This window comes from Flagellimonas chongwuensis (genome assembly GCF_013376415.1).
GTDB classification, from domain to species: Bacteria; Bacteroidota; Bacteroidia; order Flavobacteriales; family Flavobacteriaceae; genus Flagellimonas; species Flagellimonas chongwuensis.
The window spans coordinates 898862-925710 of record NZ_WYET01000001.1 but is presented as its reverse complement, the minus strand read 5'-3'; the positions used below and the strand labels follow the sequence as shown (position 1 = coordinate 925710).

22 protein-coding genes and 1 tRNA gene are annotated in these 26849 nt (G+C 38.4%); 11 read left to right on the top strand and 12 right to left on the bottom strand.

Going from position 1 to position 26849, the window contains the following annotated elements; all coding sequences use genetic code 11:
- Positions 1-14: 14 nt before the first annotated feature.
- Positions 15-2174 (bottom strand): S9 family peptidase, encoded by a 2160-nt coding sequence (locus tag GUA46_RS04070; RefSeq protein WP_176619395.1) that lies wholly within the window; start codon positions 2172-2174, stop codon positions 15-17.
- A 177-nt stretch (positions 2175-2351) separates the two neighbouring features.
- Here GUA46_RS04070 and GUA46_RS04065 point away from each other — a divergent pair, with 177 nt between their 5' ends.
- From GUA46_RS04065 to GUA46_RS04040, 6 genes are all read left to right on the top strand, one after another.
- Positions 2352-3668 carry a hydroxymethylglutaryl-CoA reductase, degradative gene (locus tag GUA46_RS04065; protein ID WP_176619394.1) on the top strand — a complete coding sequence of 439 codons (1317 nt, stop codon included), beginning with the start codon at positions 2352-2354 and terminating at the stop codon, positions 3666-3668.
- Complete coding sequence (locus tag GUA46_RS04060; protein ID WP_108246953.1) at positions 3668-4576, top strand: GYDIA family GHMP kinase; 909 nt, start codon at positions 3668-3670, stop codon at positions 4574-4576. Before GUA46_RS04065 ends, GUA46_RS04060 begins: the two co-directional genes overlap by 1 nt.
- A 133-nt stretch (positions 4577-4709) precedes the next feature.
- On the top strand, positions 4710-5357 hold the full coding sequence (locus GUA46_RS04055) for a helix-turn-helix domain-containing protein (RefSeq protein ID WP_176619393.1): 648 nt from the start codon (positions 4710-4712) through the stop codon (positions 5355-5357).
- Between the two features lie 252 nt (positions 5358-5609).
- Complete coding sequence (locus GUA46_RS04050; protein WP_176619392.1) at positions 5610-8825, top strand: SusC/RagA family TonB-linked outer membrane protein; 3216 nt, start codon at positions 5610-5612, stop codon at positions 8823-8825.
- Positions 8826-8835: 10 nt separating this feature from the next.
- On the top strand, positions 8836-10338 hold the full coding sequence (locus tag GUA46_RS04045) for a SusD/RagB family nutrient-binding outer membrane lipoprotein (protein WP_176619391.1): 1503 nt from the start codon (positions 8836-8838) through the stop codon (positions 10336-10338).
- A gap of 177 nt (positions 10339-10515) precedes the next feature.
- The gene (locus GUA46_RS04040; protein WP_176619390.1) at positions 10516-11097 is read left to right on the top strand and encodes a hypothetical protein; all 582 of its coding nucleotides are present in this window, start codon (positions 10516-10518) and stop codon (positions 11095-11097) included.
- 48 nt (positions 11098-11145) lie between these two features.
- Here GUA46_RS04040 and GUA46_RS04035 read toward each other — a convergent pair whose 3' ends face one another.
- The 7 genes from GUA46_RS04035 to GUA46_RS04005 form a co-directional block, all read right to left on the bottom strand.
- Positions 11146-13266 (bottom strand): peptidylprolyl isomerase, encoded by a 2121-nt coding sequence (locus tag GUA46_RS04035; protein WP_176619389.1) that lies wholly within the window; start codon positions 13264-13266, stop codon positions 11146-11148.
- Between the two features lie 84 nt (positions 13267-13350).
- Positions 13351-14640, bottom strand: a complete 1290-nt coding sequence (locus GUA46_RS04030; RefSeq protein WP_108246959.1) for a hemolysin family protein — start codon at positions 14638-14640, stop codon at positions 13351-13353.
- 2 nt (positions 14641-14642) lie between these two features.
- Positions 14643-14846: a hypothetical protein gene (locus GUA46_RS04025; RefSeq protein ID WP_176619388.1), complete on the bottom strand. Its 204-nt coding sequence runs from the start codon at positions 14844-14846 to the stop codon at positions 14643-14645.
- A 1-nt stretch (position 14847) separates the two neighbouring features.
- Positions 14848-15450, bottom strand: a complete 603-nt coding sequence (gene lptC, locus GUA46_RS04020; protein WP_176619387.1) for an LPS export ABC transporter periplasmic protein LptC — start codon at positions 15448-15450, stop codon at positions 14848-14850.
- Between the two features lies 1 nt (position 15451).
- Positions 15452-16822, bottom strand: a complete 1371-nt coding sequence (locus GUA46_RS04015; protein ID WP_176619386.1) for a hypothetical protein — start codon at positions 16820-16822, stop codon at positions 15452-15454.
- A gap of 102 nt (positions 16823-16924) precedes the next feature.
- Positions 16925-18187: a BamG family beta-barrel-assembly machinery protein gene (locus tag GUA46_RS04010; RefSeq protein WP_176619385.1), complete on the bottom strand. Its 1263-nt coding sequence runs from the start codon at positions 18185-18187 to the stop codon at positions 16925-16927.
- Positions 18188-18916: a type III pantothenate kinase gene (locus GUA46_RS04005; RefSeq protein ID WP_176619384.1), complete on the bottom strand. Its 729-nt coding sequence runs from the start codon at positions 18914-18916 to the stop codon at positions 18188-18190. It lies immediately after the preceding gene.
- 102 nt (positions 18917-19018) lie between these two features.
- Here GUA46_RS04005 and GUA46_RS04000 point away from each other — a divergent pair.
- Positions 19019-19091, top strand: a tRNA-Phe gene (locus GUA46_RS04000).
- Between the two features lie 339 nt (positions 19092-19430).
- Here the strand turns inward: GUA46_RS04000 and GUA46_RS03995 are convergent.
- Positions 19431-19673 (bottom strand): helix-turn-helix domain-containing protein, encoded by a 243-nt coding sequence (locus GUA46_RS03995; RefSeq protein WP_313790852.1) that lies wholly within the window; start codon positions 19671-19673, stop codon positions 19431-19433.
- A 148-nt stretch (positions 19674-19821) separates the two neighbouring features.
- Between GUA46_RS03995 and GUA46_RS03990 the strand changes: the two genes are divergently transcribed.
- The 4 genes from GUA46_RS03990 to GUA46_RS03975 all read left to right on the top strand — a co-directional run bounded on the left by GUA46_RS03990 (position 19822) and on the right by GUA46_RS03975 (position 22869).
- Positions 19822-20577 carry a hypothetical protein gene (locus GUA46_RS03990; RefSeq protein WP_176619383.1) on the top strand — a complete coding sequence of 252 codons (756 nt, stop codon included), beginning with the start codon at positions 19822-19824 and terminating at the stop codon, positions 20575-20577.
- A gap of 41 nt (positions 20578-20618) precedes the next feature.
- A complete protein-coding gene (locus GUA46_RS03985) occupies positions 20619-21080 on the top strand; it encodes a hypothetical protein (protein WP_176619382.1) in 462 nt (153 codons plus the stop codon).
- Positions 21081-21291: 211 nt separating this feature from the next.
- A complete protein-coding gene (locus GUA46_RS03980) occupies positions 21292-21696 on the top strand; it encodes a hypothetical protein (protein ID WP_176619381.1) in 405 nt (134 codons plus the stop codon).
- Positions 21697-21705: 9 nt separating this feature from the next.
- A complete protein-coding gene (locus tag GUA46_RS03975; protein ID WP_176619380.1) occupies positions 21706-22869 on the top strand; it encodes a hypothetical protein in 1164 nt (387 codons plus the stop codon).
- 113 nt (positions 22870-22982) lie between these two features.
- On the opposite strand, the gene GUA46_RS03970 is transcribed toward GUA46_RS03975, so the two are convergent.
- The 3 genes from GUA46_RS03970 to GUA46_RS03955 form a co-directional block, all read right to left on the bottom strand.
- The gene (locus tag GUA46_RS03970; RefSeq protein ID WP_176619379.1) at positions 22983-23903 is read right to left on the bottom strand and encodes a hypothetical protein; all 921 of its coding nucleotides are present in this window, start codon (positions 23901-23903) and stop codon (positions 22983-22985) included.
- A 382-nt stretch (positions 23904-24285) separates the two neighbouring features.
- Positions 24286-25290, bottom strand: a complete 1005-nt coding sequence (locus GUA46_RS03960) for a hypothetical protein (RefSeq protein WP_176619377.1) — start codon at positions 25288-25290, stop codon at positions 24286-24288.
- Positions 25290-26585 (bottom strand): tyrosine-type recombinase/integrase, encoded by a 1296-nt coding sequence (locus tag GUA46_RS03955; protein WP_176619376.1) that lies wholly within the window; start codon positions 26583-26585, stop codon positions 25290-25292. The genes GUA46_RS03960 and GUA46_RS03955 overlap by 1 nt, the downstream gene beginning before the upstream one ends.
- Between the last annotated feature and the right edge of the window lie 264 nt (positions 26586-26849).

Below are 26849 nucleotides of genomic sequence, written 5' to 3'. Positions count from 1 at the left end.
TATTTTTTAAAATACTATAAATTCTCTTTAACAAAGTTGGTCAATTTGGTATACAGGTGAAGGCTGGTGTTTCCTCCATAAATACCATGGTTCTTGTCCGGGTAAATGGCCCAATCAAATTGTTTGTTGGCCTGCACGAGAGCTTCTATCATTCTCATGGTGTTCTGCACATGTACATTATCATCACCGGAGCCATGTACCAAAAGATATTTCCCTTTCAATAATTCTGGATAGTTGAACGGTGAATTATCATCGTACCCGGTTGGGTTCTCTTGTGGGGTCTGCATATAGCGTTCGGTATAAATAGTGTCGTAAAAACGCCATGAGGTCACGGGTGCTACGGCGATGGCCATCTCAAAAGTGTCGTTCCCTTTTAATATACAGTTAGTGGACATAAAACCTCCGTAACTCCAACCCCAGATTCCCGTTCTATCCTCATCGATATAGGGTAGTTCGCTCAATTTTTTGGCCGCGTCAATTTGGTCTTCAACCTCATATTTGCCCAATTCCTTTTGGGTCAATTTTTTAAAGTCACGCCCTTTTAAACCAGTGCCCCTGCCGTCTACACAAGCAACGATATAGTCTTCCGAAACCAATAATTGATGCCAGTAGTCCCTGGTTCCCATCCATCTGTTGGCCACCTGTTGCGAACCGGGTCCGCTATACTGGAACATGAACAATGGGTATTTTTTGTTTGGGTCAAAATCGGCGGGTTTCATCATATACATATTAAGGTCGTACCCATTTATATTGATGGTAGAAAACTCTTTCGGCGCAATCTCATACCCCTCCAATTTATTGAGCAGCTCCGAGTTGTCCTTGATTTCCTTTACCAATTTACCGTTTGATGCATCGTGCAAAGTAAACCGATATGGCGTGTCTGCACTTGAATATGTATTGATATAGTACGTAAAATCACTACTGAAGGAAGCCGAGTTAGTGCCTTCATCCGTAGATAATGCTTTCTTTTTCTTCCCTTTACTGGAAATACTATAGACTCCCCTATTAATGGAACCATTTTCTACGGACTGATAAAAAATACGGTCGTTTTTCTCATCATAACCGTAATAACTCGTTACTTCCCAAGGTCCTTCGGTAATCTGATTTTTCAACTTTCCACTACTGCCATATAAATATAAATGGTTGTAGCCGTCGGTTTCACTGGTCCAGATAAAGCTGTCATCGGCCAAAAAGGTTAGATCGTCATCAATATCCACATAAGCATTATCGGTCTCTTCCAATAAAACGTTCGCTGAATTGTCACTGGCATTTACTTTGTAAAGTGTCAAGCCGTTTTGATGCCGGTTCATGGTCTGAACGCTCAAATGGTTCGGATTGTTCATCCATTTAATTCTTGGAATATAGTATGGGTCATCCAAATCCACATCTGAAATAGTTCCAGACGCTACATCAAACATATGTAATGTTACAATGGAATTCTTCTCTCCGGCTTTGGGGTATTTAAACTCATGCTGGGAAGGATATAGTTCCGTGCCATAAACATCCATGGAGAAATGGGGAACCTCTGTTTCGTCAAATCGGAGAAAGGCAATTTTGGAACCATCGCTGTTCCATTCAAAAGCGCGGACAAAACCAAACTCTTCTTCATACACCCAATCTGTAACACCATTTATAATAGTACCTTTATTACCATTTGTAGTGACCTGTTTGGTAGTGCGCCCGGACAAGTCCATTACATATAAGTTATTGTCCAAAACATAGGCCACCTTGCTTCCATCGGGAGAAAGTGTAGGCTCTTGGATTTTTGTTTCCGATATTTTCACCAATTCTTTCGATGCTATATCGTACACATAATAAATCCCTAAACGGGAACGTCTAAATATAGGTTCAACTTCCGTCGCCAAAAGCACTTGGGATTCATCATCACTAAAACTATAGGATGAAAAATATGGTACGGCATCCGATGATGCTACTATGGTCTCCACTTTTTGCAAAGTTTCGTAATCGTACTTATCCAGACTACTGGAACGCGGGGAACGCGATGTATTTAATATGGTGTATTGTGTACCATTGTTCATGGATCGTAGGACATCCATGTATTCTGTCCTGAACTCTCCTCCAAAAATCTCTTCGAGGGTGATTTTTTTCTTTTGTGCTGTAGAAAAAGTAACAACTCCCAATAAGAATAGGAATAGAAAAGACTGTTTGTTCATGAAGTGAAAAAATTGATTAAAAACTCCCAAGTTTACTAATATTTATCGGAAAAATAAATTTTGATGTTGCATTTGCAACATATTTTAACCTTTGGTTCCAGCGATATTTTTTCAGAAATCGAACTTCATTCGGTAAATATCCATTATCCGTATATTTGAAAGCTTTAAGCCAGCTTTATGAATACGCCCGTTGAAGGATTTTCCAAACTTACCAAAACCCAGAAAATTGACTGGATTGCCATCAATTGCACCAAAGACCCCGAAGCCACCAAACAACTGTTGAAACAGTATTGGAATACGGACCCAAGGGTACAGCAACTGCACGATGAGTTTATTGAAAATACTGTTTCCAATTACTATTTGCCTTTTGCAATAGCACCAAATTTTAAGATAAACGACAAGCTTTATGCCATTCCCATGGCGATTGAAGAAAGTTCCGTTGTCGCAGCGGCCAGCAAGGCAGCCAAGTTTTGGTTGGAACGCGGCGGTTTTAAAGCTGAAATCATAGGTACCGAAAAGGTTGGGCAGGTACACCTTATATATAAAGGTGATAATCAAAAACTTTTCAGGTTCTTTGATTCCGCCAAACCTGAACTCATCAAAAGTGTTTCCAGCATTACACAGAGCATGGAAAAGCGTGGCGGAGGCATTAACAACATTGAGTTAAGGGACCTATCAAATAAGATTGACGGTTACCATCAACTGCATTGCACTTTTGAGACCTTGGATGCCATGGGGGCCAACTTCATCAACTCTTGTTTAGAGCAATTTGCAAGAACATTTAAAGAACAAGCCCTTCTATTTGATGCTTTTTCAGAAGAAGAAAAGAACATAGAGGTGGTAATGAGTATTTTGTCCAACTACGTGCCCGATTGTTTAGTACGGGCAGAGGTAAGCTGTCCTATTTCGGACTTGGGCAATGCCGATATGTCTTCCAAAGATTTTGCCGAAAAGTTTGTAAGAGCGGTCAATATAGCCAAAGTAGAACCTTACCGGGCAGTTACGCACAATAAGGGCATTATGAACGGGATAGACGCCGTTGTCCTTGCAACAGGAAATGATTTTAGAGCGATTGAAGCAGGAGTGCACGCTTATGCCACCAAGGAAGGACAATACTCCAGCCTTACCCATGCAACCATTGAAAACGGTATTTTTAAATTTTGGATAGAAGTGCCATTGGCCTTAGGTACCGTCGGTGGATTGACGAGATTGCACCCCATGGTAAAACTTGCATTGGAAATCCTTCAAAATCCATCCGCCAAAGAATTGATGCAGATTGTTGCCGTTGCCGGACTGGCACAAAATTTTGCCGCAGTGCGGAGTCTGATCACCACGGGCATACAAAAAGGACATATGAAAATGCACTTGTTGAACATGTTGAATCAATTGGGAGCCACCGAAGCAGAAAAACAAAAACTGGTCACTTATTTTAAAGATCAAACCGTAACAAATGCCTCGGTGAAGGAGGCTTTGGAAAGTCTAAAATCAAAATAATGAAGAAGGAGTTTTACAGTAACGGGAAATTGTTGGTGTCTGGCGAGTATGCCATTTTGGATGGTGCTTTAGGATTGGCCATTCCCGTTAGTTACGGGCAATCGCTGAATGTTACTCCGACCACCACGGGCTTGTTGGAGTGGAACAGTCTCGACGAAAGTAATGATACGTGGTTCTCCGCAACGTTCAACCTAGCTAATTTGAACGTAGTTTCCTCTTCTGATTCGGCAATGGCAAAGACTTTGAAGGATTTGCTCTTGGAGGCCAATGCGCAAAATCCATTGCTATTAACGGATAGTGAAGGTTTCTTGGTCGAAACACAGCTCACATTTCCAAGATCTTGGGGGTTGGGCACTTCCTCAACACTCATTAATAATTTGGCCCAATGGGCAAGGGTCGATGCGTTTCAACTATTATGGAAAGCGTTTGGCGGAAGTGGGTATGATATTGCCTGTGCGCAATCCAATTCACCGTTGACCTATCAATTAAAAAATGGCAGTCCACAAGTAGAAGAAATTCACTTTGATCCTATGTTCAAGGACTCGCTTTATTTTATTCATCTAAATCAAAAACAAAGTAGCAAGGAAGCCATTGCCAATTATAGGGAACAACAGTTTGACAAACCACAACTGGTTAAAGAAGTTTCAGATATTACCAAAAAAATGATTCATGCTATCACCTTGTCCGAGTTCGAAACCTTGATGGAGGAACATGAGACATTACTTTCCAAAGTTCTGAAAATACAGCCCGTAAAACAGCGCCTTTTTCCCGATTATTTTGGGGCCATAAAAAGTCTTGGCGCTTGGGGCGGGGATTTTGTTTTGGCCACAGGAGACGATAAAACCCGCTCCTATTTCAAATCCAAAGGTTTTGAAACGGTGATTCCATATTCTAAAATGTTGCTATAATTTCTTTCACCTAGGAGTCCCGTTTTTCCCAATTTTTGCTCATCCATCAATCCAAACAGGGCATCCGTCAATTGACACCCTACTAAAACTATTCTTTTTTGCATTTTGAGACCAGAAGATAAAATTGATAGCTATGTCGTTCTGGGAAAACACACCATTGTTCACAAAAAGCAAAATCGGTCTTTTTACCAAAAGACTGTTTTTACTCTTTTCATTTCTATTTTTTTTCTCCCTACTCATAACCATTTATAGTTGGTCCAATGTAGGCTATGGTTTTAGTTCAATTATGCTATATGCCCAAATCCTACAATTGATTGTGTATTTGGTGGTCATCTACCTTTTATTTAAAAATCAAAAGAATATAGCTCTAAAGGATAGTAATCTATCCACTTGCGATAAAAAGTACAAATATGAAAAAACCGGATTATCCGAATCCTTTTCGCTCGAACTCAAAAATAAACTGGAGCTATTGATGAATGAGGAAAAGCTTTATCTAAATCATGAGCTTAGACTTGATGATATTGCCGAATTATTGGATATATCCCGCCATCATGCATCACAGGTTATCAACGAGAATTTTAACCTCAGCTTTTACGATTTTGTAAACTCATACCGAATCGAGGAGGCCAAAAACAGGCTATGTTCGGACTTTGAAAACACATCGGAATCCATTTCAGATATTGCTTATCAATGTGGGTTCAACAATAGAGTCTCCTTTTATAAAGCATTCAAGAAAGTTACTCAGGTAACTCCCAAGGAGTTTGTACATGCCGCAGCATAAGCGATACAAACTGCAAACTTGTAAATGTAAATTTCATTCGGCAAATATGTAAAGGTTAATAAGCGCTTACAGCACCCGTTATTTCTTTCCCTTTTTTTATGGCGCAATCCACAAGGTAGGGGCTCTAAAATTATTCTTCCCCGAATCATTGTTTTTCATTGTCAAGGAGGATGATTATTTGAATTAGCCTACAAATAAGTTTTACCCCCTGCTTTGTTTGATTGCACTAACTAACTAATAACTCTTTAATTTATGAAAGCAAAAAACTATGGCATGTTGCTGGTATTTTTAATGTGCTTATGCGCCACAACACTAGCACAGGAAAAAAATGTAACTGGTACAGTTACCGACCAAAATGGACTGCCGCTCCCTGGAGTTTCTATTATGGTAGTAGGAACTACAAACGGAGCACAAACCAATTTTGATGGAAACTACTCTATCATGGCCAGTACAGGACAAACCCTTCGGTTTAGCTACATTGGTCAGGCAACTGTAGAGCGGACTGTTGGTTCTTCATCCACGATAAATGTGCAGATGGAGGAGGGTGCGGAAGCCTTGGAAGAGGTGGTTGTAACAGCATTGGGTGTTCAAAGAGATCCAAAATCCTTGGCATATTCAGCTCCAAAAGTCAATTCTGAAGAATTGAATTCGGCACAAAACAACAATGCAATCTCAGCACTTTCAGGTAAAGTTGCCGGTTTAAAAATCAATTCACCATCAGGAAACTTGGACGGTTCTCAGCGTATTTTAATAAGGGGGACAAATTCCATTACTGGTGAAAACCAACCGCTTTTTGTAATTGATGGAATTCCAATGGACAATTCCAACTTTAACACAACCAATGCACAGCGGGGTGCTGGTGGTGTTGACTTTGGTAGTACTATAAACGATATCGACCCCAACAGTATTGAGAGCGTTACTGTATTAAAGGGTGCAGCAGCCGCACTTTATGGGTCTCGTGCATCTAACGGTGTAGTACTGATAACAACAAAAAGCGGAAAGTCTTCAAAAAAATTAGGAGTTACCATTAATACCTCCGTAGCTATGTCGCAAGTTGCCATTCTTCCCAATTTACAACGGGAGTACGGTGGAGGCTCAATTATATCTGATGAAGATGGTGGCATCAATGGATTTGAAACTGTGAACATTAATAACACCCAATATTTGATTCCCCAATATGCTGTCGATGAAAGTTGGGGCCCTAAATACGACCCTAATGTGATGGTTCTACACTGGGATGCATTTGATCAAAGTAGTTTTCCTGAAGATTACCTTAAACCCAGACCTTGGGTTGCACCAGCTAATGATGTTGATAGTTTTTTCAATACTGGAGTATCCATCAATAATAATGTAACAGTTACAACAGGAGGTGATAAAGGCAGTACATTAATGTCTATTGGAAACCAAAATACCACAGGGATTCTGCCTGGCTCAGAAATAAAAAAGCACTTCATAAGAATGAACCTCAAACAACAACTTTCTGAAAAATGGTTGTTCACCAGTAACTTAAACTATGTTAAGTCTCAAGGAATAAGACCGACAATAGGTTATGATGACAATAGTGTTACCCAGAAGTTTTTTCAATGGGGGCAAAGACAACTGGATTATGATAGGTTAAGAAATTACAAAAACAATGATGGCTCTCAAAGAACATGGAACCGAATAGCTTGGAACGACCCAACCCCCAATTATTCAGATAATCCATACTGGACTGCCTTTGAAAATTATCCGACAGACACACGTTCTAGGATTTATGGTGCGGCAAGTCTCAATTATATGATAAGTGATGATTTAGGAGCTAAACTGTCTGTCTACGGAGATACATACAATTTTAGGAATACCGAACAAAAAGCAATTGGTTCTCAGGCGCAATCTTCATATTTGGAAAGAATATATGATTTCCAAGAATACAATTACGAGTTTACTCTTAACTATAATAAGGACATCACCGATAATTTTGGTATTAATGCCTTGGCAGGTGCCAATCAGAGAGACTACCAACTAGATTATAGGGCAATTTCCACAACAGGTGGTTTGGCACTTCCAGGAATCTTTAACATCAACAATGGTAATGGGCCACTAAATAAAGCCACCGACACAGAATTAAAAAAAGTAAACAGTCTATTTGGAAGCTTGAACTTTTCCATGGCAAATCAAATCTTTATAGATATGACTGCTAGAAATGACTGGTCTTCAACATTGCCAAATGACAAGAATTCATACTTCTATCCATCAGCTGCTTTGGCTTGGGTTTTTTCAGAAACATTTGCAAAAGATTCTAACTGGTTCAGCTATGGTAAATTAAGAGCTGGGTGGGCTCAGGTTGGTAACGATGCAAATCCTTATGACGCCTCAAGTACTTTATCGGTACTAAACCCATTCAATGGCGAAGGTAGAGCCACTGCACCAAATACTTTACAAAATGTGAATCTTAAAAATGAGATAACAGAAACTTGGGAAGTTGGTGCCGAACTTAGCTTTCTGAGGAACAGGTTCAATCTTGATGTAACCTATTACAATAACTCTACCACTGACCAGATTATTCCTGTAAATCTCTCGTTGAGTACAGGATACGCTGCCCAATGGATCAATGCTGGGGAAATGACCAACAAAGGGATTGAAGTACAGGTGGGAGTAAAACCTATTATGTCAGAAGATTTTTCATGGGAATTCAATGTCAACTATGCAAAAAATGAAAATGAACTGGTAAAATTAACAGAAGGTTTGGAAACCATCAATCTTACCAGCGCACCATTTAGAGCGCAATTGGTCGCAACCGAAGGACAACCTTATGGTGTCATCATGGGTACGGATTTTATTTACGATGATGCCGGCAACAAAGTGATTACCTCAGGTGGAGCCTACGCCGCAACTCCAGATCTAGTGCCATTAGGCTCTGTTCTACCTGATTATACAGGCGGATTGCGAAACACATTCCGTTATAAAAATGTTGACCTTAGTTTTTTACTGGAAATGAGCAAGGGAGGCAAATACTTTTCAACCACACATCAATGGGGTATGTATTCAGGAATGCTACAAGAAACTGTTGACAACAATATCCGTGAAGAAGGTATAGTGCTAGATGGTGTCACAGGAACAATTACCTATGATGAAAATGGAGATTATACCGTCACCGATACGGCTGAAAACACCACTACAATTTCAGCACAAGAATATGGGACAAACCATTATGGCGGTTTTGGCACTCCCGATGCACAAAATGTGTTTAATGCTGATTTTATTAAACTAAGAGAGATAACCTTAGGCTACACCTTTAAAAACCTTGCCGATATTTTTGAATCTGCAAGAATAAGCTTCTTTGGTAGAAACATGTTTACCTGGGGGTTGGATTATGATGGAATAGACCCTGAAACTGTTTCAACAGGTTCTGGTAACATACAAGGTTTGGAAGGTGGACTACAACCATCCATTAGAACATACGGAATGAACGTTCAATTATCCTTTTAAACAAAAAGCAATGAGAAATAATATAAAGAAATTTTTAATGACTCTTGGTCTTATGGCCATAGTGGCTAGTTGTGATACAGATTATATTGAAGATCCAGATAATCCTGTTTCTGTGCCCTCCATCCAATTATTCAATAATGCAACATATGATTTGGCATGGGAATTAAATGATGAATGGGTAGCCGGCAGAGGTACTTTGGGTATAGCTCAGTATTGGGCAGGTGCCTTTTATGTAGAAGAAAACTTATATGCTCTACGCCCTTCTATGATAGACGATATGTGGGAATGGCCCTATCGTATCCTAACAGATTATCAGAAAGTCATTGAACTAAACGAAGATCCTGAAACCAAAGCACTCATGGAACCTTATGGCAGTAACAATGACCAGATTCAAGTATGTCGTATGATGATGGCATATACTTTTTATAAATTGGTGGACACTTTTGGGGACGTTCCTTATTGGAGCTATGGTCAAAGAGACAATCCAGACTTTCAAGCATTGAGTTTATTGGATGAAAACCCTGTTCCAAACCCAGCTTACACCAATGCATCCATCATCTATCAAGATTTATTGGCAGAATTGCTAGATGCTTCAAAAAAAATCAATCCATCAGGTTCTACTTTTGGCACTATATATTCTGCTAACAGTGATTGGATTAAATTTGCTCATTCCTTAAGGCTGAGACTAGCCGTTCACCTTCTGGACGTCAATCCAACTTTAGCCAATAATGTATTTATGGAGTCCAACGAGCCTGCTTTTGGCAGCAATACCGACAATGCCTTGTTTACCTTTGGCACTGACGATATTACAGGAGGGCCATGGCACAACGCTTTTACAGTTAATGCAAGAAGGGATTTTGCCCCGACTTTATCCTTTGTAGACTTATTATATAATCGTACAGGCCCATTCATGAACTCTGATGCTGACCCACGGGTAGAACTTTATTTTGACAAAAGATTGGAGTCTGAGGAAGTGGTTGGAATACCTTATGGTTTTGGCCAAGATATTGCCCGAGCAGTGGTTGATGAAGGTATTCCTGCAGAACACATACTAGCTCCTGATTTTTCTCAGCCATTGTTGACCTATAGTGAAGTGGAATTCATAAGGTCTGAATTCACGGATTGGAATCAAATGCATTACGAAAATGGCATAAAAGCATCCATGGAATACTGGAGAGCACCTTCAGATGTTATTGATAATTACGTAGAAAGCATTGCTGTGGCTTCAGAAGAAACAGTTCTTACCCAAAAATACATTGCACTCTACATGGATGGACTCGAAGCTTGGACAGAGTACCGAAGAACCGGTTATCCCAACACATTGAGTGTCCCGGGAGATACATACGATGGAACTACTTTTGTGACTAATATTCCTGGGCTAGATATTATTCCAACAAGGGTGATATATCCCCAGAACGAACAGTTACTAAACCGTTCCAATTGGGATTCAGCCAGAAGTAAACTAAATAATGGGGATACTATGTTCTCCAAGATATTCTGGGATGTAGATTAGAATAATTAAGAAATATGATTTCTTTTAAAAAATGCCACATTCAAATTTGAATGTGGCATTTTTCTCTTTATCAATTACCTCATCCATCAACCCAAACAGGCCATCCGTCAATTGGCACCCTAAAATTCCGTCCATTGCCCGTATGTTTGATACTTATTCATCAAACTAATGAGAATAATGGCCCAAATCAGCAAAAAAACAATTGGAAATCTAGTGGCTGGGCTTCTTTTCCAGTCGACTACGATTGTGTTTGGTCAAAATGACACAGAAACACTATTAAGGCTAGATAACTTTATCAACAGCAGTTGCACTACCAATTACAATCTAATCACCTCGGAATTGGTCCATAACATTCTAAAGCACGATGTGTACTATATCACCCAAGAGACTAAGAACATATATGGCGAAAAAGAAAAAGAGGTTCATGAATTTATTGTGGTGGATACCGGTTTGGAGGTAAAACGGTTTGAGAGGATAAAAACCGATACTCCACTACCAGAACTTAGGAGCTATATACGTGAAGATTTTGTACTCAACGAGGAATCTGCACCCGATTTTCAAGCACTTTTAGATTATATATATCCCATTGCCGATTGGAAACCGGATAAACGTGAATTCTTTTTTAAAAATGGCAAGTGGTATTTCCTTCGGGATGCGTATTTCCGTACCAAACAAGGTTTTGAAATCACTGTGAGTCCAAACGGCAAAATCACGCATATCTGTTATAAAATGAGGTGGGATGAACATGAAACTAAATAAAAAAGCCTCCCGATCGGGAGGCTTTTTTATATCATCTTTAGCTAAATCCTAGTAGAATGTCGCTCTTTTATCTTCTATCTCTGCCTTATCTTTTAGAGCATTGTACACGGCCCCATTTACTCGGGCAGCAGCACTTGTTTGTAGATTTTGCGCATAGGTGCTGTAATTCTCCACATCGGCTGCTTCCGTTTTATTGGTCACTTTGATCATGTAAACACCAGTACTTCCCTCAAGCAAATCAGAAGTCTGGTCTTTCTCCATCGCAAAGGCCTTTCCAACAACAAATGGCTCCCTTCCTGCACCTGGCAGTGTTGGGGAAGACAATGTTAAGGCAGAAGCTGTACTTAAGCTTACATTATTAGCAGAGGCTATGGCATCCATTGCTTTACCTTTGTTGGCAGCAATTATCTGTTCTGCTTTACGCTCCTTTCTGATGGCTGGCAACGCAGTAGCTGAAGCATCCTCTGGTGCCATAAGTCCTTTCTTATATTTTTTTGTCAATTGCACCACGGCATAACCATTGTTTACATTAAAGCGTTTGATATCACCAACACTGGTATCGTCGTTAAACGCCCATTGCACAATGCTGCGCTGTGAACCAAGACCCGGAAGGTTCTCTTCCATTTCCTTGATTTTGTTTACTGGACGAACGGTGTAGCTACTTTCCCTTGCAATATCCCCAAAGTTCTCTGGTTCTGCATCCATAACCGCCATTTCATACTTAGTGGCATCGGTGAACAAGGTATTGATGGTTTCTTCTGATGGCTCTATTTCTCTCGACAATGTAGCTACCTGAATCACATCTTGCTTATCGTCAACTTTGATTACATGGTAACCAAATTGGGTTTCCACCAAACCAATGGTTCCTACCGGATTACCAAAACAAAAATCATTAAACTCGTCGGCCATTACTCCTTCTTGGAAATACCCAAGGTCTCCGCCACGTGGAGCGGATGGTCCGTCTGAATTTTCCCTGGCCAAAGTGGTGAAGAGCACATCTTCTTTTTTAGCCTCTGCCAACAATCTCTTTGCTTCGGCTTCGGCTTCTTCCTTGGTTCTGGTAACGGATGGGTTGGCACGCTCTGCTCCTTCCCAAGTAATCAAAATGTGGCTTGCTTTTGCAGTTCCATTTTCTTTTCTGTCCATTACTTTGGATACTTTATAAGCATTTCCATCTTTATATGGACCGTAGATTTCCCCAACACCCATTGTCATCAATGTATCGGCAACAACAGAAGGAAGGTCTTTTTTGGCCTTATAAATGGTATCGAACTTGGCATCGGAATGCCTGTCCAAGAAAGCGGCCATGTCCGTAGTGTTTCTAAATCCAAGGATGGTATCGTTGGCATCTTTTGCTTCCGAATACTCCACAGAGTTATCCAAGAGAGCAGTTATTGCCGTCTTAACGCTGTTTTCATCTTCAGCTGATGGCTTTTCTTCAAAATAAATAAAACGAATATCACGTGCCTTATCTTGTTTGAACAAAGCTTTGTGGTCGTCGATATAGGATTGGATATCACTTTTGGAAACTTCGATAGTGCTATCTGGAATCGAAGTGTATGGAATACGAACGTATTGCATGTCCACCTTGTTGTTTGCCATATCGTAGTTCAATTGGCCTTCGGTTAGGGTAGCAGTAACACCGCCTTTTACCAAATTGAAATACATACGTTCCTTAGCTGCCTGAATGATAGACTCTTCATCCTGCAACCAAGCATCGTATCGTAAAGGATCGTTGGCCTTCCAATCAGCAATGGCACTTTTAAACACTTGTTCGTTGAACAATCCGTTCTCATCCTGAAAATCTGGAATCTGTGCATAACCAGAGGTTCTCACAAACTCAACGATCTGATCGCTCTCCACATCAATGCCCAAATCTTCGAATTGTTGGTTCAAGATAGCCTTTCTGATTTCTTGATCATATACCATGTTCACCAATTGGGTGGATGTAACGGATGGTCCGTACCTTCTGGATGCTGTTTCAACCTGGGTTCTAAACTCATCAATTGGAATATTTTCCCCATTTACTTCTGCAACCGAGGAGCCCACTTTTCCACCAGCAAAATTATTACTGCTGAATACTCCTGATATTACGAATGCGAACAAAGCCAAACCAATAATTAGAATAAGAACTGTTGTCCGTTTTCTAATATTCTCTAATATTGCCATTTTACTGCTTGTTTTCTTTAAATTCAGTGGGCGAAAATACCACTTTCTTTTCAAATAGGAAAGCTAAAAAAGGGGTGGAAATTATTAATCTTCAGTATGAACGCGTACACTTACCAAGTCTATTTTGGTGTTGGACACCTCCAAAATTTTGAAGGTGAAGTTGTCCACAGTAACTTCTGAATCCTGTTCTGGAATCTCCCCGGTCTGATTTACGATCAATCCTCCCAATGTTTCATATTCTTCTCCTTCCGGAAGCTCCAATTTATAATTTTCATTGATGTAGTCCACTTCCAAACGGGCTGAGAACTTGTATTCATTCTCGCCTATCTGCTCTTCATGCAGGTCGGTGGAATCGTGCTCGTCCTCGATTTCCCCAAAAAGCTCCTCGATAATATCCTCCACGGTCAAAATACCCGAGGTACCCCCATATTCGTCCAGAACAACCGCCATACTCTTGCGCTTTTTGGTCAGTACGTTCAATATATCCTGGATAAGCATGGTTTCCGGAACAAACTCGACCGGGAGCAATATACTTTTAATGGTCTTTGGTTTTTTGAACAGTTCATAGGAGTGTACATAACCAATAATCTCATCAATACTATCCTTGAATATCAAAATTTTAGAATAGCCGGTTTCGGTGAAAAGTTTGGTAAGGTTTTTAGGTGTTTCGTTAAGTTCTACCGCTGTAATTTCGGTTCGGGGAACCATTACTTCCCTTGCCTTTACCGTGGAAAATTGAAGTGCGTTCTGAAAAATCTGTATTTCGGAATCTACGTCATCCTCCTCCTCTACGGTCTCCATTTGTTCGGTAATGTAGTCCCCCAATTCCAATTTGGTAAAGGACAGCTGAACTTCATCCCCTTCTGTTTTGAAAAATATCCTTAATATAAAGTCGGACACTTTGATTACGAACCAAGAAATTACCGAGAACAGTAGATAAAAAACATAAGCCGGGACGGCAAACACCTTGATCAGCACGTTGGCGTATATCTGGAAAAATACTTTTGGCAAAAATTCGGCCGTCAATAAAATAACGAGTGTGGAAATAATGGTTTGCGACAATAAGCTAAAGTCCGTCAGCAGTAGATCAACAAGTTGAATATTGGAGGGAAGCAGGCTCTGAAACCACTCCATGAGCATATCCCCCATAAAAAGCCCATAAATTACCAATGCAATATTGTTTCCAATAAGCATGGTGGCAATGAATTTTGAAGGTTTATCGGTAAGCAAGGTGAGTACCTTGGCCAAGAAGCCTTCTTGCTTTTTTTCAATTTCAATATGGATTTTATTGGCGGAAACGAAAGCTATCTCCATTCCCGAGAAAAATGCCGAAAACAGCAAAGAAAGAACGATGATGATTACGGAAGAATCCAATGCTATTGTTGATTATCCTTGTTTCGCTGTTCAAAACGTTTCCGATATCTTCTCCTAAAGATGAACATGCCTATGGACACCACGGCAAAGAAGATAAATATGTAGGTTTCCTTTGGATCAACGTTCCAAAGTGTTGCAATCTTGTAAATGGAAATGGCCGCTACTGCCAAATAAAGGTATTCTGTATATCTTAAAACTTTGATCATCCTATTCTTCTTCTTTTATTGTCATTAAGCCATAAGTTTTATGAGCTTTAAAAAAGGTAAAATCTTTATTAAAGTCCATGCCCTCACCATCCATTACCGTTCCGTCCTCGGGGTTTGTATATGTAAAGGCGGCTTCGGTAAATATCCAATTGTTTTTTCTATCGTAATACAACTGGTCGGTTTCCAATTTTTTACCGTCATGACTTTTGATTATGACATTCCCCCTCAAATCTATCAAATTAGTCTGTGAATATACAATACCATAATCGGCAACGATTACACTTTTTTGACTTTTTTCATCGTAAAAATCAACCTGTAATCCTTCTGGAAAGGTACGAAACTTGAAAGCTTGGTTATCAAAATCCTCGGACAATGGACTTGACAACACAGCCACTACCCTGGAATTGGCGGAGTCTTGGGTACTCATTGCCTCGACGGTCTCGGTGTACGTCAAAGTAAAATTTTGGGCCACACCTTGCGGAAAAAGAGGTTTAACGGCTTCCTCGCCCACTCTTTCATAACCATCACCACAGGACATAAAAAGGATTGCCACGGTGAATACCGTGGCAAAGCTCTTTAAAATATGTTTTGATTTCTGTTTCACCTTATAGACTAGGTACGGCAACACTACCTCCTACCCAACAGCTGAAAGTAATGGTCTGACCTGCTTTTCCTGAACTAAAGATCATTTCTTTAGATGGCGCTTTGGCATCATAACTCGCTGCTGTTTGACTGGCTCGGCTACTCAAAGCTGGATCTACAGTACCTGCTTTTCTTGCCATGCTGGCCGCCTTCCAATATATGGCTCTTTTTTCAAAAGGAGTATCGCCACAGGCATTGGCACTAGAGGCATACAGATTGGCAATCAATAAGTAAGCCTTACCGTTTGCTGGATTAGCATCTATAGCTTTTAGCGCATAGCTTCTTGCTTGAGACTTGCTACTGTTTCTAACCGTGGTCGCAATTTTATAAAGGATATCAGATTTTTTGTAAGAATCTGTTTCCAATTCCACTGCTTTGTTGAAATCAGCAAGTGCACCGTTCATATCTCCTGACTTTTGCTTAAGTACACCACCGTACATGTATGCATCGGCAGATGGGTCCAAAGCCAACTGAGCCTCGAACAGTTTTCTAAACATAGGGTCGTCGGTACATTCTTTGGAGAACATTCTACCTACGGCTCTCTTTACCCATTTTACATCATCTTTCTTTTCATCAAAGCTCTTTTCGTATAATGGGATAAGATTGTCACAATCGGCAAGCGCACCCAATTTGGAATCTACACTACTAGCTACTTTACCGAAAGATTCTGAATTCACCGTGGCCACCTTAAGAGTTCTTTTCTCTTTGGAAGTAAGTGTACCCAAAGAATCCTTAGGCAACAATTTTGTAACTACATCGGTCAATTTCTTGTTTTCTTCTTCAAGTTTACCGGTTACATCATCGTATGTATTGAAAACATCTTGAAGGTCTCTTTTACCAGCATCGTGCAAATCCACCAAGCTGGAGAAATAAAGGTACAGGGCCCTTGGATTTGTAAAGTTTTCCTGATCTTCTTGGAAGGCTTTGTCCAACATAGTGAACAATTCCTCGTCCGAAGCCATTTTGTTCTCATACATCAACAATGCTTTGTCGATGGCTACACCTGCTTTGGTGTAATTGGTCGGGAAATACTTAAGACTATTATCGTACAAGGACAACAAATCCTGAACGTAAGCATCTTTTTCAGCTCCGGTAGAATTCTCAACCTTTGCTTTCAAGATTCTTTCTCCATAGGAGAAATTCGCCTTGTTGATGTCCGGGCAACTTTCGTAAACCATTTTCCATGGTTCATAAGCTGCATCATAGTTTTTCACCTTTACGTGTTCTGCGTAAATAGACAGATTGGTCATACACTCGGGGTTCTGTGCTTGGGCCATACTTAATCCCGTCAACATGGTGACCATTATCATTGTTAAGTAGTGTCTCTTTTTCATCTTTCTAATTTTAAAGCTGTTAAAGTACAAATTTTCATTAAAAAATCCCTTTTCAGGGCCTTATATGGGTGGTTATTTATGAATTTTTTAAAAAAAGGCTTATTAATTAATTTTTCTTTGTTGAAACCATCTATCATTTAACGATAAGCCTATATTGACTTTAAAATAACTTTCCTCTATAAGGTTTGCATCTGTTGTTCCGCGTCTTCCTAGTTCAAAACCTACATTTAGGTTAGAGAAATCTGCGCCCAACGGTAAACCTAATCCAAAAGTTATGCCAAAGTTGTTTATCTCTTTATTGTTGATGGTCATTCCGGTTACATCATACCTAAGACCGGCCCTATATGTGATACGATTAAAATACCCGGTCAACGAACGATAGTCGGGAATCCAATACCCTCCCAAAGCATAGGTGTTGGCATCGCCATAGTCGATATTATCCAGTCCTAGGAAGGTATTTTCAAAATCGCCCATCTGTTGAAAACTGTATTCTGCTCCTAAAAACCATTTCTTGTTTTCTCCAAGACCGAGTCCAAAAGTGGTCCTAGTGGGTATTTTCAGTTCTGTATTTCTAAGATTGGATGCATCCAAGTCCACATCCACCACCTCAACATTGTTTCCGGTTACCAGTGAAAACGATCCCAATGTCTGGGTATTTTCCGAAGTAAGGTTTCCTTGCGTATTTATAAGTACCGATGTGTAAAGGGTATACTTGTCCTTAATGGTCGGGTTATAATTGAGGGCATATTTAAAATCGTATCCATTTATATTGGATTCACGATCGTCCAAAGTACCGAATTGTACGCCCTCCACACTTTGAATCCTTTGATATTCCAAAGTTCCAAAATTAAAGTTGGCCGTAACCCCAAAACTCAAATTTTTAATAGGCTCAAACCCAATGGAAGCATATAACCGATTGAGCCCTCCTTCACCTTCAAAAAAGTTGGAGACCTCCCCATCGGCCGAGTTCGAAGTTGAATTCAAACTGTAGCCCACCGATGAATAGGGCATTATCCCGAAACCAAATCCTACGTTCTTCGCCAATGGAAAGCCAATGGCCAGATAATCCAAATTGGTCACCCCGGTTCTTTGTTGCTCGTTCCAACTCTTAAGCTGATACTCTTTGTGGGAGATTCCCGCAGTGTAGGCCGTTAACCTAAGTTTGGAATACGCCGCCGGATTTGAAAGGTTGATATGGATACTGTCCCCATACATACTCACACCACCCATCATCTGGGTATCCACTGCTCCTTTGTCCCTATCGTCGCCTATACCAAAGTAAGAATATGGCGAAATGGTTCCATTTTGTGCAAACGCTCCATGTGCAACCACGCAGAGAAAAGCAATCAGAATCTTTTTAATCATTCAATTTGTATTGTATTCCAGTAGGCAATTAAGTCCTTCCAAGAGAAATTTGGAGTTCGCAAATATGGTGTTTTTTAGCCTTTTGGCAAAAAAATGGGAGTCTCCCCCTGTTAAAATAACTGTTAAATCTTGAAAACGAGAGCGATATTGGTCGATTACCCCATCAACTTCTTGCGACACGCCGTTTATTACTCCACTATGCATGGATGTTTTGGTACTGTTGCCGATAAAATCCAAAAGTTCGTCGGGAGCCAATAAGGGCAGACCGGCCGTTTGCTCGTGCATGGCGCGGTACCGCATCCGCACACCGGGAGAAATGGCGCCGCCCACATATTCGCCTGCATTGTTCACCATATCGTAGGTGATACAGGTACCGGCATCTATCACCAAGGTATTACCTCGGGGGTTTTGATAATAAGCGGCGGCGGCAAGTGCCAAGCGGTCCACACCCAAGGTCTGCGGTGTGGCATAACTGTTCTTAAAGGGCATTTTGGAATAGCTGGTAAGCACATGCACTTTACAAAAAAGAGCCACTATATCCCGTTCCTTTCGGTCCAATTTACCTACGGATGATAGTATGGCCTTGTTTATCCGGGGATATTTCTCGAACAGTTCCTTTATTTTGGAGAGGAACAGTCCCGATTCAAAACTATGGTCGTAGATGATGCTTCCGTTCTCAAAAACAGCGTATTTGACCAAGGTATTGCCGATGTCGATTACCAGATTCATGCTGCAAAGGTCGGGAATTGGAAAAAATCAAAACCTTTTTTTCGGGATTTTGTTTGTATATCCTAATTTTGAAATTATATTTGCACCCGCTTAATAAAGCTTGGTACCTTAGCTCAGTTGGTAGAGCAACGGACTGAAAATCCGTGTGTCCCTGGTTCGATTCCTGGAGGTACCACTTAGAAAAACCGCATTCACTTAATAACCAAAGTGTTGCGGTTTTATTGGTTTTATAGGGTGCTGCACAGGGTGTTATATAGCCTAGAAAAGTTTAAATATTATCGTAATCCAGCCATGCTTTTCCTTTTCCTTTTCCTTTTACAAAGTCTAAAAAAATTCGATTTTCAAATAGGAGGGTATGAGGAGAAAACGCTTAATCAACACCGTACTTAAGGTAATTGACCTTCTTCAGGGATTTACACAATTCAAATTTAGCATTTGTTAAGAATGAAGCTCTTTTGATATATATTTTTAGTAATCGCCGTTATTCTTTTTGACAATTAAAGACTTACCTTGCTTAAGTTTGGTTTGAATGTGGATTCACCAAGGAAGCGACATCTACATTTAATGCGGATGCTATTTTGTGAAGAGTTATTACTGTTGTGTTGATTTCTGCCCGCTCTATTCTACCTATTTGATTTTTTGGAATGTCAGCCTCAATAGACAAATCATGTTGAGACATCTCTTTCGACTCCCTGAGATGTCTTATCAATTCTCCAATTGATTGTAAAATTCTTATTTCATCATCTTTACCAAGCACATGATAAAAATGAAGCCTTCAAAAAGAGATTTCGGACACACATTTGTGTTTTTAATCACTTTTAACTAATATTATTGGACAAATCCATTGTCATTACAGAAAACCGTAATAAAGAATTCTGATTTCCATTTAAATTATCCAAAAAAATATGAAATCAATAATATTCGTTTTGTTCCTATCAATCGCTGTGCACTGTTACTCCCAGAATTACACTAAAAAATATAACCGTTACTTGGAGAGGTATGAGTTCTACAATAGCCAAGGTACTTTGGTCGGCTATCAGACATACAACCCATATCTACAACAATGGGAATATACGGATATAGCAAAATCCACCAACAGTACATACACATATCAAAACACACAAGATACAGACCTTATCGACCGTGTTTTGTCCAGTAAGCAATCAAGGTATGACCAGAATGTTGAAAAGATAAGGGACAAAATAAAATACCTACACAACCTTTTAATGGGAATAAACGACTTACAGACCAGAAAAAGGGCAGTCAACAGATTTAGTAAGGTAGTCTCCGACTTCAACGGAAGGAACTTAAAATATGATTACTCTAATAACCAGACGGCAAACCAAGTAATGAATTATTTTATCAGCGAATACAACAATATTCTCAGTGATTCAAAAAAATCGCCCACTTATAAAAGAAATCCAACCTCTAACAGAATTTTATATACGACCAAATTTGACAATCCAAAATACAAAGTTCCTCTATATGACCTTTATGGAGGATATTCAATAATATACAGTTGCCCAAAAAATTCTACAGTACAGGTCATGGACACAATAGATGGAAAGTATTTCAAGGTAATTGTTGATGGTAAAATGGGACGAGTTCATAGAAACTCTTTGAAATTAGGCAAAATCGGGAATTACTATATCATTGATTAAAACACAAAGCACTTTGTAATTGAGCATTATAACTACAAACCATGAGAAACAAAAAGAATTATAGTCTATCCATCAAATCCTATCTATTAGCGTTCCTACTAGTAACATTTTCATGTTCCAATTCTGAAGAAACCAACGTGCCAGAAGAAACACAAGAGTCTCTCATTGGAATCTGGAAGTTGTATTATTCGCACCTAGTCGACTATAACGACGAAGGAGAAGTAATTTATGACGACAAGGAATTCTTTGATGACACAGAATACAGCACTTTTGAGTTTAAGGAAGATGGGATTGCAATACAGACAGATTATAGCAACTCAGAAATTACAGAAATAGAGGAAATCCCATACGAAACGGTTCAGGACAGTCTTTATATCCATTGGTCAGCAAGCGAAACAGAAGTAAGCAAATATTCTATTATGGAAGACGAACTTCACTTGTTGCATTCAAATGGCAATAGCGATTCAAATGAGGAATACACCGAAGTATATAAAAGACAATAAAATTAAATTCTAATGCATCATTTTATAATATTTATTCTCCAATCAAGTGTGCTTGGTGATTTAAGGACCGAAAGCGAGGGAGACTCAATTTGGGACAATCCAATTACCGCAATTATGGGTGCAGCTTTATTTGGATACTTAATTTATGATTATTTGAAAACAAAAAAATAACAAGGAAATATCATATATTCCCTAGAATTGACTAACCGCCATGAGCAAACTGAAACTTATCAAACCATTTTTTAGTGTCCTTTTAATTTTTCTTATTTCCTCATGTTCATCTTCAGATGATGGCTCAGGTTCAAAAAGCTCAATAAGTCCACCTAACTGGATTTTGGGGACTTGGCTTTCCGATTCTACTGGATTTCGATTTGAAGCGGACGATGTTATTACAATAATCAACGGTGTAAGTGCGGTCAGCTATAAAGACCAGCTAAAGTTTTATAGCGACGCTGGTGAAGAGGCTTCAACCGAAGAGACAAAAACAGATGGTTCTTATCGATTGACCATGAATTTTCCTGCTGGCCAATCTGTAATCTATGAATTCTCAAGAAAGTCTGACTCGGTTATTGTTTGGGAAAACCAAGCATCAAAGCCTGAGTTTATAAAGCAATAAAAGATTTCAATGCAAAATAGACTTTTAATCCTCTTTTTTACCCTTCTTGCCATTAGCATTTTATTTTCCTGCAATGAAAATAAAAGTTATCAATTTCAAGAACCATATCTCAACCACGCAATTTTATTGGATTTAAACAGCAGTGTAAAAAAAGTAATCTATGAAAGAAAAATTTTATCCCCTACAGAGGGCGGGTATTTTCCAAGCGTAAGAAATAAAGAACATTACTCCAAGTTTATTGATTACCCATATTCTTCAAGTGATTTTAGATATATGGGAAATCTAAACATCAATATGATTAACAACTTACCTATAACCGCCAACCAATATTTTTTAAACGAACTAATTCTAATGGATATGGAAAGTTACGATGTCTCAATCCAATTCAAGGAAGGAAAAATAACCTCATATTCATGCAAAGTTGATGGCAATACCAATACACTTAAGTGCATTTACAATGATGAAAACAAACTAATAGAACTTCACAAAAACTCATTTGAAAAAATTCGATTTCATCATAAAGGCAATTTTCTAAAAAAGATTACAATTGCATCAGATGTCAGAAATGACAGTATTACCTTCAATCACAAATTAATTCAAAAAAATCATATCCAAATATCAAAAGGGAATGAACAAATCGATGTTTACTTAAAAACAGACCCAAATGAAATAATTCCTTCTTTATCAAAAATTGTGTCAAAGACCAAAAATGAAACAATAAAGTATTCCAAAGGGAAACTACAAGAAGCCTTCAAAGAAAGTAACAACAATTTGGATTCTTATAAAGGTTTTGCATATCAAGGAGATCAGATCAAATCGATGCTCCGAAATGATAATGAAAAAAGTATCGTTAAATATTCATTGGACAATAAAAACAACATTATTGGAATAAACATTGATACCGACTATGTAAGCGATAAGTCATTAGACCTTAATTTCCAGTATGAATACAACAATCAGGGAGATTGGACTATAATGTCTTTTTCAAGAAGTCGAGAAGTGTTTGACCAAGCTTCACGAAACATGAATGAAATAGAATCGAAATTATTGCGGTTAGGTTTCAAAGGGCCACAACTTGTCTTCAATAAATATTATATGGAGGCCAAAGAAAGAGTTGAATTTGCAAAACTTTATTGTTCAAAGACAATTATTGAACGTAATATAGAATATTGACAAATACTATAACTATTCTCGAATTCCCTTCCTCTTTAAAAGAAATTACCCAACCAAGCCAAAAAACTCGATTGGGTAAAATGCAACAAATCTTATAATTGACAATTAGTCCCTTATGCCGCCTTTTGGATTGCTTCACCATAACAATTCATCATCTGTTCAAATTTATCCTGTAACAGTTTCCTTATTGCAAATTGGGCGGAATCCAGCTCATTTTCCTCAACATATCTGCGGCAATCCCGCACCACACGCCTAAACACCTTACTACTCACGGAATTCTTCAAATTACTCCAATAATTTGGGTTTGTAAAATCCTTTATAAGTCCAGCACAAGCTTTGTCTGGGACTTTTACCATCCCTTTCATGTCTATTATCAACAACTTGTCAAACTGTACCAGAAGAAGCTCAAATAGCTTTATCATCACATTCCGGGACTTTAAATCCTCAAGCGAATAAATACCCATTTTATGCAGCAGTCGGGATTTGGTGATCTTCACTTCAAACCTCACAACATTGGTTTTCTTCATGTTCTGCTTTGATTTGTTGTACACCTTGAGGGAATAGTCAGTTTTTTTGAACTCCCTGAAATTCTTGCTACTAGTGACCTCATTCCTAGTGGCAATTTTGAAATCATACATCAGGAGCATGTAATCCAAAAAAATATCAGCATCCATAGGGATTTCAATATTCAACCCGAACTCAAGGTTGGTTATACTGGTCTTATCTGGTAGAACGTAAATTTCGTCCTGGGCCCATTCCAAGATTTGCAAAAATTCACAATATCTGAAATCATTGTAATTGTGATTCTCACCATGGACAATGTTGTTAAAAAGCTTATGGAAGCTACCAGTAACATAAGATCTATACTGATAAATATCCACACTCAAATTATAATACTTTCCCTTTTTTGGGTACTCCTCTATTTCCCCCGTATGCCTATTATACTGTGAAGTCAGGTCTATTACTCCACTTTTCTCGATTTGATAATCGAATAAATCTTTATCCATTAGGTAAAATCTCAAATTATCTATCATATCTTAAGTTTTTGGTATTAGACAATTTGATCTGCTCCAGAACATCCTCCAAAAGATATAATGGTTTGCGCCCAACTTTATGGGACGGTTTTAAAATACCCTTCTTCTTATGGTTGTGAAGGGTTACCAAGCTAATTCCTAGCATTTCCGCGACTTGATGGCGGCTTAAAAAGTTTTGCATTGTTAATAGATTTACGTTTTTCAAAAATTTTCATTTGAACCTTTCGAATGATTCAACGTAGCAAAACTGGTAAATGACAGCATCAAAAAAGAAAAAATGGACTTAGTGGTAAGACTGAAATTGGCCCTCAAAAGCGACCAATCAAATAACTGATAAAGGTTATTTTATTTGAAGAAAAATAAAAAGTGGACTAAAAGTGGACTAGACATCCAAAAAAAAATAGTCGGCGGCGAGATTTTTTTCCAGTTTTCGTTTATTGGGATAGTCTAAGGACCTACCGCCATCAAAAGAATAGATTTTTCTAAGAATATTAATGCCAGAGCGTTTTTCCTTGTGCCTTTGTTTAAACATACCTTTGGACTCACAAAAACAGTAAAATCTTACAAACAGCTTCGGTGTTTCCAACCATTGATCTGTTTCCTTGTTGATGAAAAATCGAACAACTAATTTCTTTTCAAAACGGTAATAAAGATCTAAGTTTTGATCTCCATCAATTAAATCTGCCAATAGAATTTGTTTGGATTGACCAAGATTGATTGGTTCCTCTTTCGGTATATACTCCTTAAATTCTTTGAGCAACACTCGTTTCAACTCTATGAATTTTGGATTCACAAGAGCAACATAACTAGTCAAATGTTTAGGAGCATTTTTATCCAAGTCCTTGTTATTTTCGATGGCAGTCTCTAGTCGTTCAAGCAATTGCCTAAACTTCTTTTTACGATAATCTATTTCAATAGAGAAATCCGTCAAATAGTTGTTCACATTGAACATAACATGACCTATATAGTCATCATAAATATCAACAAGTTGGTAAAAGGCCGAATCCTTATATTTGTTTTTTAATAAAACCTTTTTAATTTTCTCCTTCTCATCATCTTCCAATTGCAAATTCTCAACAAATTCCAAGCTCTTTTCCAAAGGAGTACCACCGCCAAAAATAGATATGCTACCATTGAAAGGGTCAAAGTTGGAATAATGCGGTTCCAAAATATTGATAACCAAACTCTCAATAAATTGCTGAAGCCCACCTGGAAATCTTAAATCATCAATATTAAAGGTAAATTCATCACCTTTGAGCAATTGTTCTTCTACCTTTTTGACATTACTAAGTAGATTGTAACCAACTAATGTCTTGACAATACCATGGAATCCTCCGTTTATATGTTTTATTGAATCATTAAAACGTTTTTCCTTTTCGTAGTCCATTATATTTCAAAAAAACCGTTAGAAACTATATTAAGAGTTCTTTCCTCTTTTTCAACCCTAATATATTTATAAAATTCCTTCTCGGTAGTATGTCCTGAAAAATGCATAATATCAAAAACTGGCATACCCTTTAGATACATATTGGTACAAAAAGACCGTCTTGCCGTATGAGTCCCGATAAGATTATACTTAAATTCAGTTTCTATTTCCTTTTTTCCACCTCGGGTATATTCCAGAACTATCTTTTCTTTGATACCTGCTTTATGTCCTATTTTCTTTATTTCTTCATTTATCTCCTGTTCGTTCATCTTAGGAGGTGGGGCGCCACCGTACCGGGGTTTCTTCAAAATATTCTTAATACTTTTAGTGATGGGACAATATACCTCCTTCCCCGTTTTCTTTTGTTTAATCTTAAAAAACTTGACCTTTTTACTATTCCTTTCAAGTTCAACAATATTATTTTTGGTTAAACCATTATAATCACTGACTCTTTGCCCTGTATGACATCCAATAATAAAAATATCCCTTGCTAATTCTTTTTTTGACGAGTCCTTTAAATCCAAATTTTCAATCTTGCCCAATTCTTCTAAACTAAGATAAATAGCCGTGGTCTGTTCTTTTGGAGCCTTAAAATCGCTTCTTGTAAAGACCATATTTTTGTTGACACCATCTTGGGTAGCACCTCGCAGAAAAACTTTAAGGTTTTTAATATGCTTACCGATTGTATTCAATGACTTATCATCTTCTTCCAAGAAAAGAACAAAATCATCATAAAATTTGAGGTCTATTCCGTCAAAATCCAGATTTGGATTGAATCTTTCCAGTAGTTTCTTTGTCTGTTTGTAGGAACGTAGAGTAACATCTGCTATTTTGCCCTTTTTATGGTCTAAGAATTTATCCATGTATTTGTACAATCCTATTGGCTCATCAATATCTTTGGGTTGACTTTTACCCGTAACTTGGTCTAGCTTTTGTTTCAAATGCTTATTGGTAACGGGAATGCCGTTTGCATCCAAAGTGCTTATTTCCTTATACAACTCGGTTTCAAGCATATTTAGATAATCATTTACATAGCCCCCATTCAAAATATGGGCTTTGTTGCGAATACGCTGTTTTTTCAAATCCCAATCTAAAAAGCAAGAATAATACCCCGTACTATATTTGAACCTTTGGCCTCTTCCATAATTAAAGTGAAGCATTATCAAAGATTCCTTTTTAGGCTCTTTTTTAAGGTTGGCCATACTTTCTTTGAAAGTAAATCGAATTGTTCCCTTAGAACGCTGAACTGCTTGCATTTTTTATTTTAAAAATACTTATAAAATTCCAGAAGGGTGCTACACAGGGTGCTATTTTCGATTATTTAATCAAAATTCTGATTAATGAAAATTAATCTCACTTAATTGTGAAAGCATTGTATTTATTGACAATTAAAGAGAATTACAATGAATCGAAGTTAATTTAAGTTAAAAAACAATATGGTACTGGAGGTACCACAAAAAAAACCCGCAAACTTGGTTTGTGGGTTTTTTGTTTTTAGCTGAATTCACTCAACAGCTTTT

Excerpts from the sequence above, each read along its gene's own strand:
- GUA46_RS04070 (WP_176619395.1), bottom strand. The coding sequence starts at position 2,174 with ATGAACAAACAGTCTTTTCTATTCCTATTCTTATTGGGAGTTGTTACT.
- GUA46_RS04065 (WP_176619394.1), top strand. The coding sequence starts at position 2,352 with ATGAATACGCCCGTTGAAGGATTTTCCAAACTTACCAAAACCCAGAAA.
- GUA46_RS04060 (WP_108246953.1), top strand. The coding sequence starts at position 3,668 with ATGAAGAAGGAGTTTTACAGTAACGGGAAATTGTTGGTGTCTGGCGAG.
- GUA46_RS04055 (WP_176619393.1), top strand. The coding sequence starts at position 4,710 with ATGTCGTTCTGGGAAAACACACCATTGTTCACAAAAAGCAAAATCGGT.
- GUA46_RS04050 (WP_176619392.1), top strand. The coding sequence starts at position 5,610 with ATGAAAGCAAAAAACTATGGCATGTTGCTGGTATTTTTAATGTGCTTA.
- GUA46_RS04045 (WP_176619391.1), top strand. The coding sequence starts at position 8,836 with ATGAGAAATAATATAAAGAAATTTTTAATGACTCTTGGTCTTATGGCC.
- GUA46_RS04040 (WP_176619390.1), top strand. The coding sequence starts at position 10,516 with ATGGCCCAAATCAGCAAAAAAACAATTGGAAATCTAGTGGCTGGGCTT.
- GUA46_RS04035 (WP_176619389.1), bottom strand. The coding sequence starts at position 13,266 with ATGGCAATATTAGAGAATATTAGAAAACGGACAACAGTTCTTATTCTA.
- GUA46_RS04025 (WP_176619388.1), bottom strand. The coding sequence starts at position 14,846 with ATGATCAAAGTTTTAAGATATACAGAATACCTTTATTTGGCAGTAGCG.
- GUA46_RS04015 (WP_176619386.1), bottom strand. The coding sequence starts at position 16,822 with ATGAAAAAGAGACACTACTTAACAATGATAATGGTCACCATGTTGACG.
- GUA46_RS04010 (WP_176619385.1), bottom strand. The coding sequence starts at position 18,187 with ATGATTAAAAAGATTCTGATTGCTTTTCTCTGCGTGGTTGCACATGGA.
- GUA46_RS04005 (WP_176619384.1), bottom strand. The coding sequence starts at position 18,916 with ATGAATCTGGTAATCGACATCGGCAATACCTTGGTCAAATACGCTGTT.
- GUA46_RS03990 (WP_176619383.1), top strand. The coding sequence starts at position 19,822 with ATGAAATCAATAATATTCGTTTTGTTCCTATCAATCGCTGTGCACTGT.
- GUA46_RS03985 (WP_176619382.1), top strand. The coding sequence starts at position 20,619 with ATGAGAAACAAAAAGAATTATAGTCTATCCATCAAATCCTATCTATTA.
- GUA46_RS03980 (WP_176619381.1), top strand. The coding sequence starts at position 21,292 with ATGAGCAAACTGAAACTTATCAAACCATTTTTTAGTGTCCTTTTAATT.
- GUA46_RS03975 (WP_176619380.1), top strand. The coding sequence starts at position 21,706 with ATGCAAAATAGACTTTTAATCCTCTTTTTTACCCTTCTTGCCATTAGC.
- GUA46_RS03970 (WP_176619379.1), bottom strand. The coding sequence starts at position 23,903 with ATGATAGATAATTTGAGATTTTACCTAATGGATAAAGATTTATTCGAT.
- GUA46_RS03960 (WP_176619377.1), bottom strand. The coding sequence starts at position 25,290 with ATGGACTACGAAAAGGAAAAACGTTTTAATGATTCAATAAAACATATA.
- GUA46_RS03955 (WP_176619376.1), bottom strand. The coding sequence starts at position 26,585 with ATGCAAGCAGTTCAGCGTTCTAAGGGAACAATTCGATTTACTTTCAAA.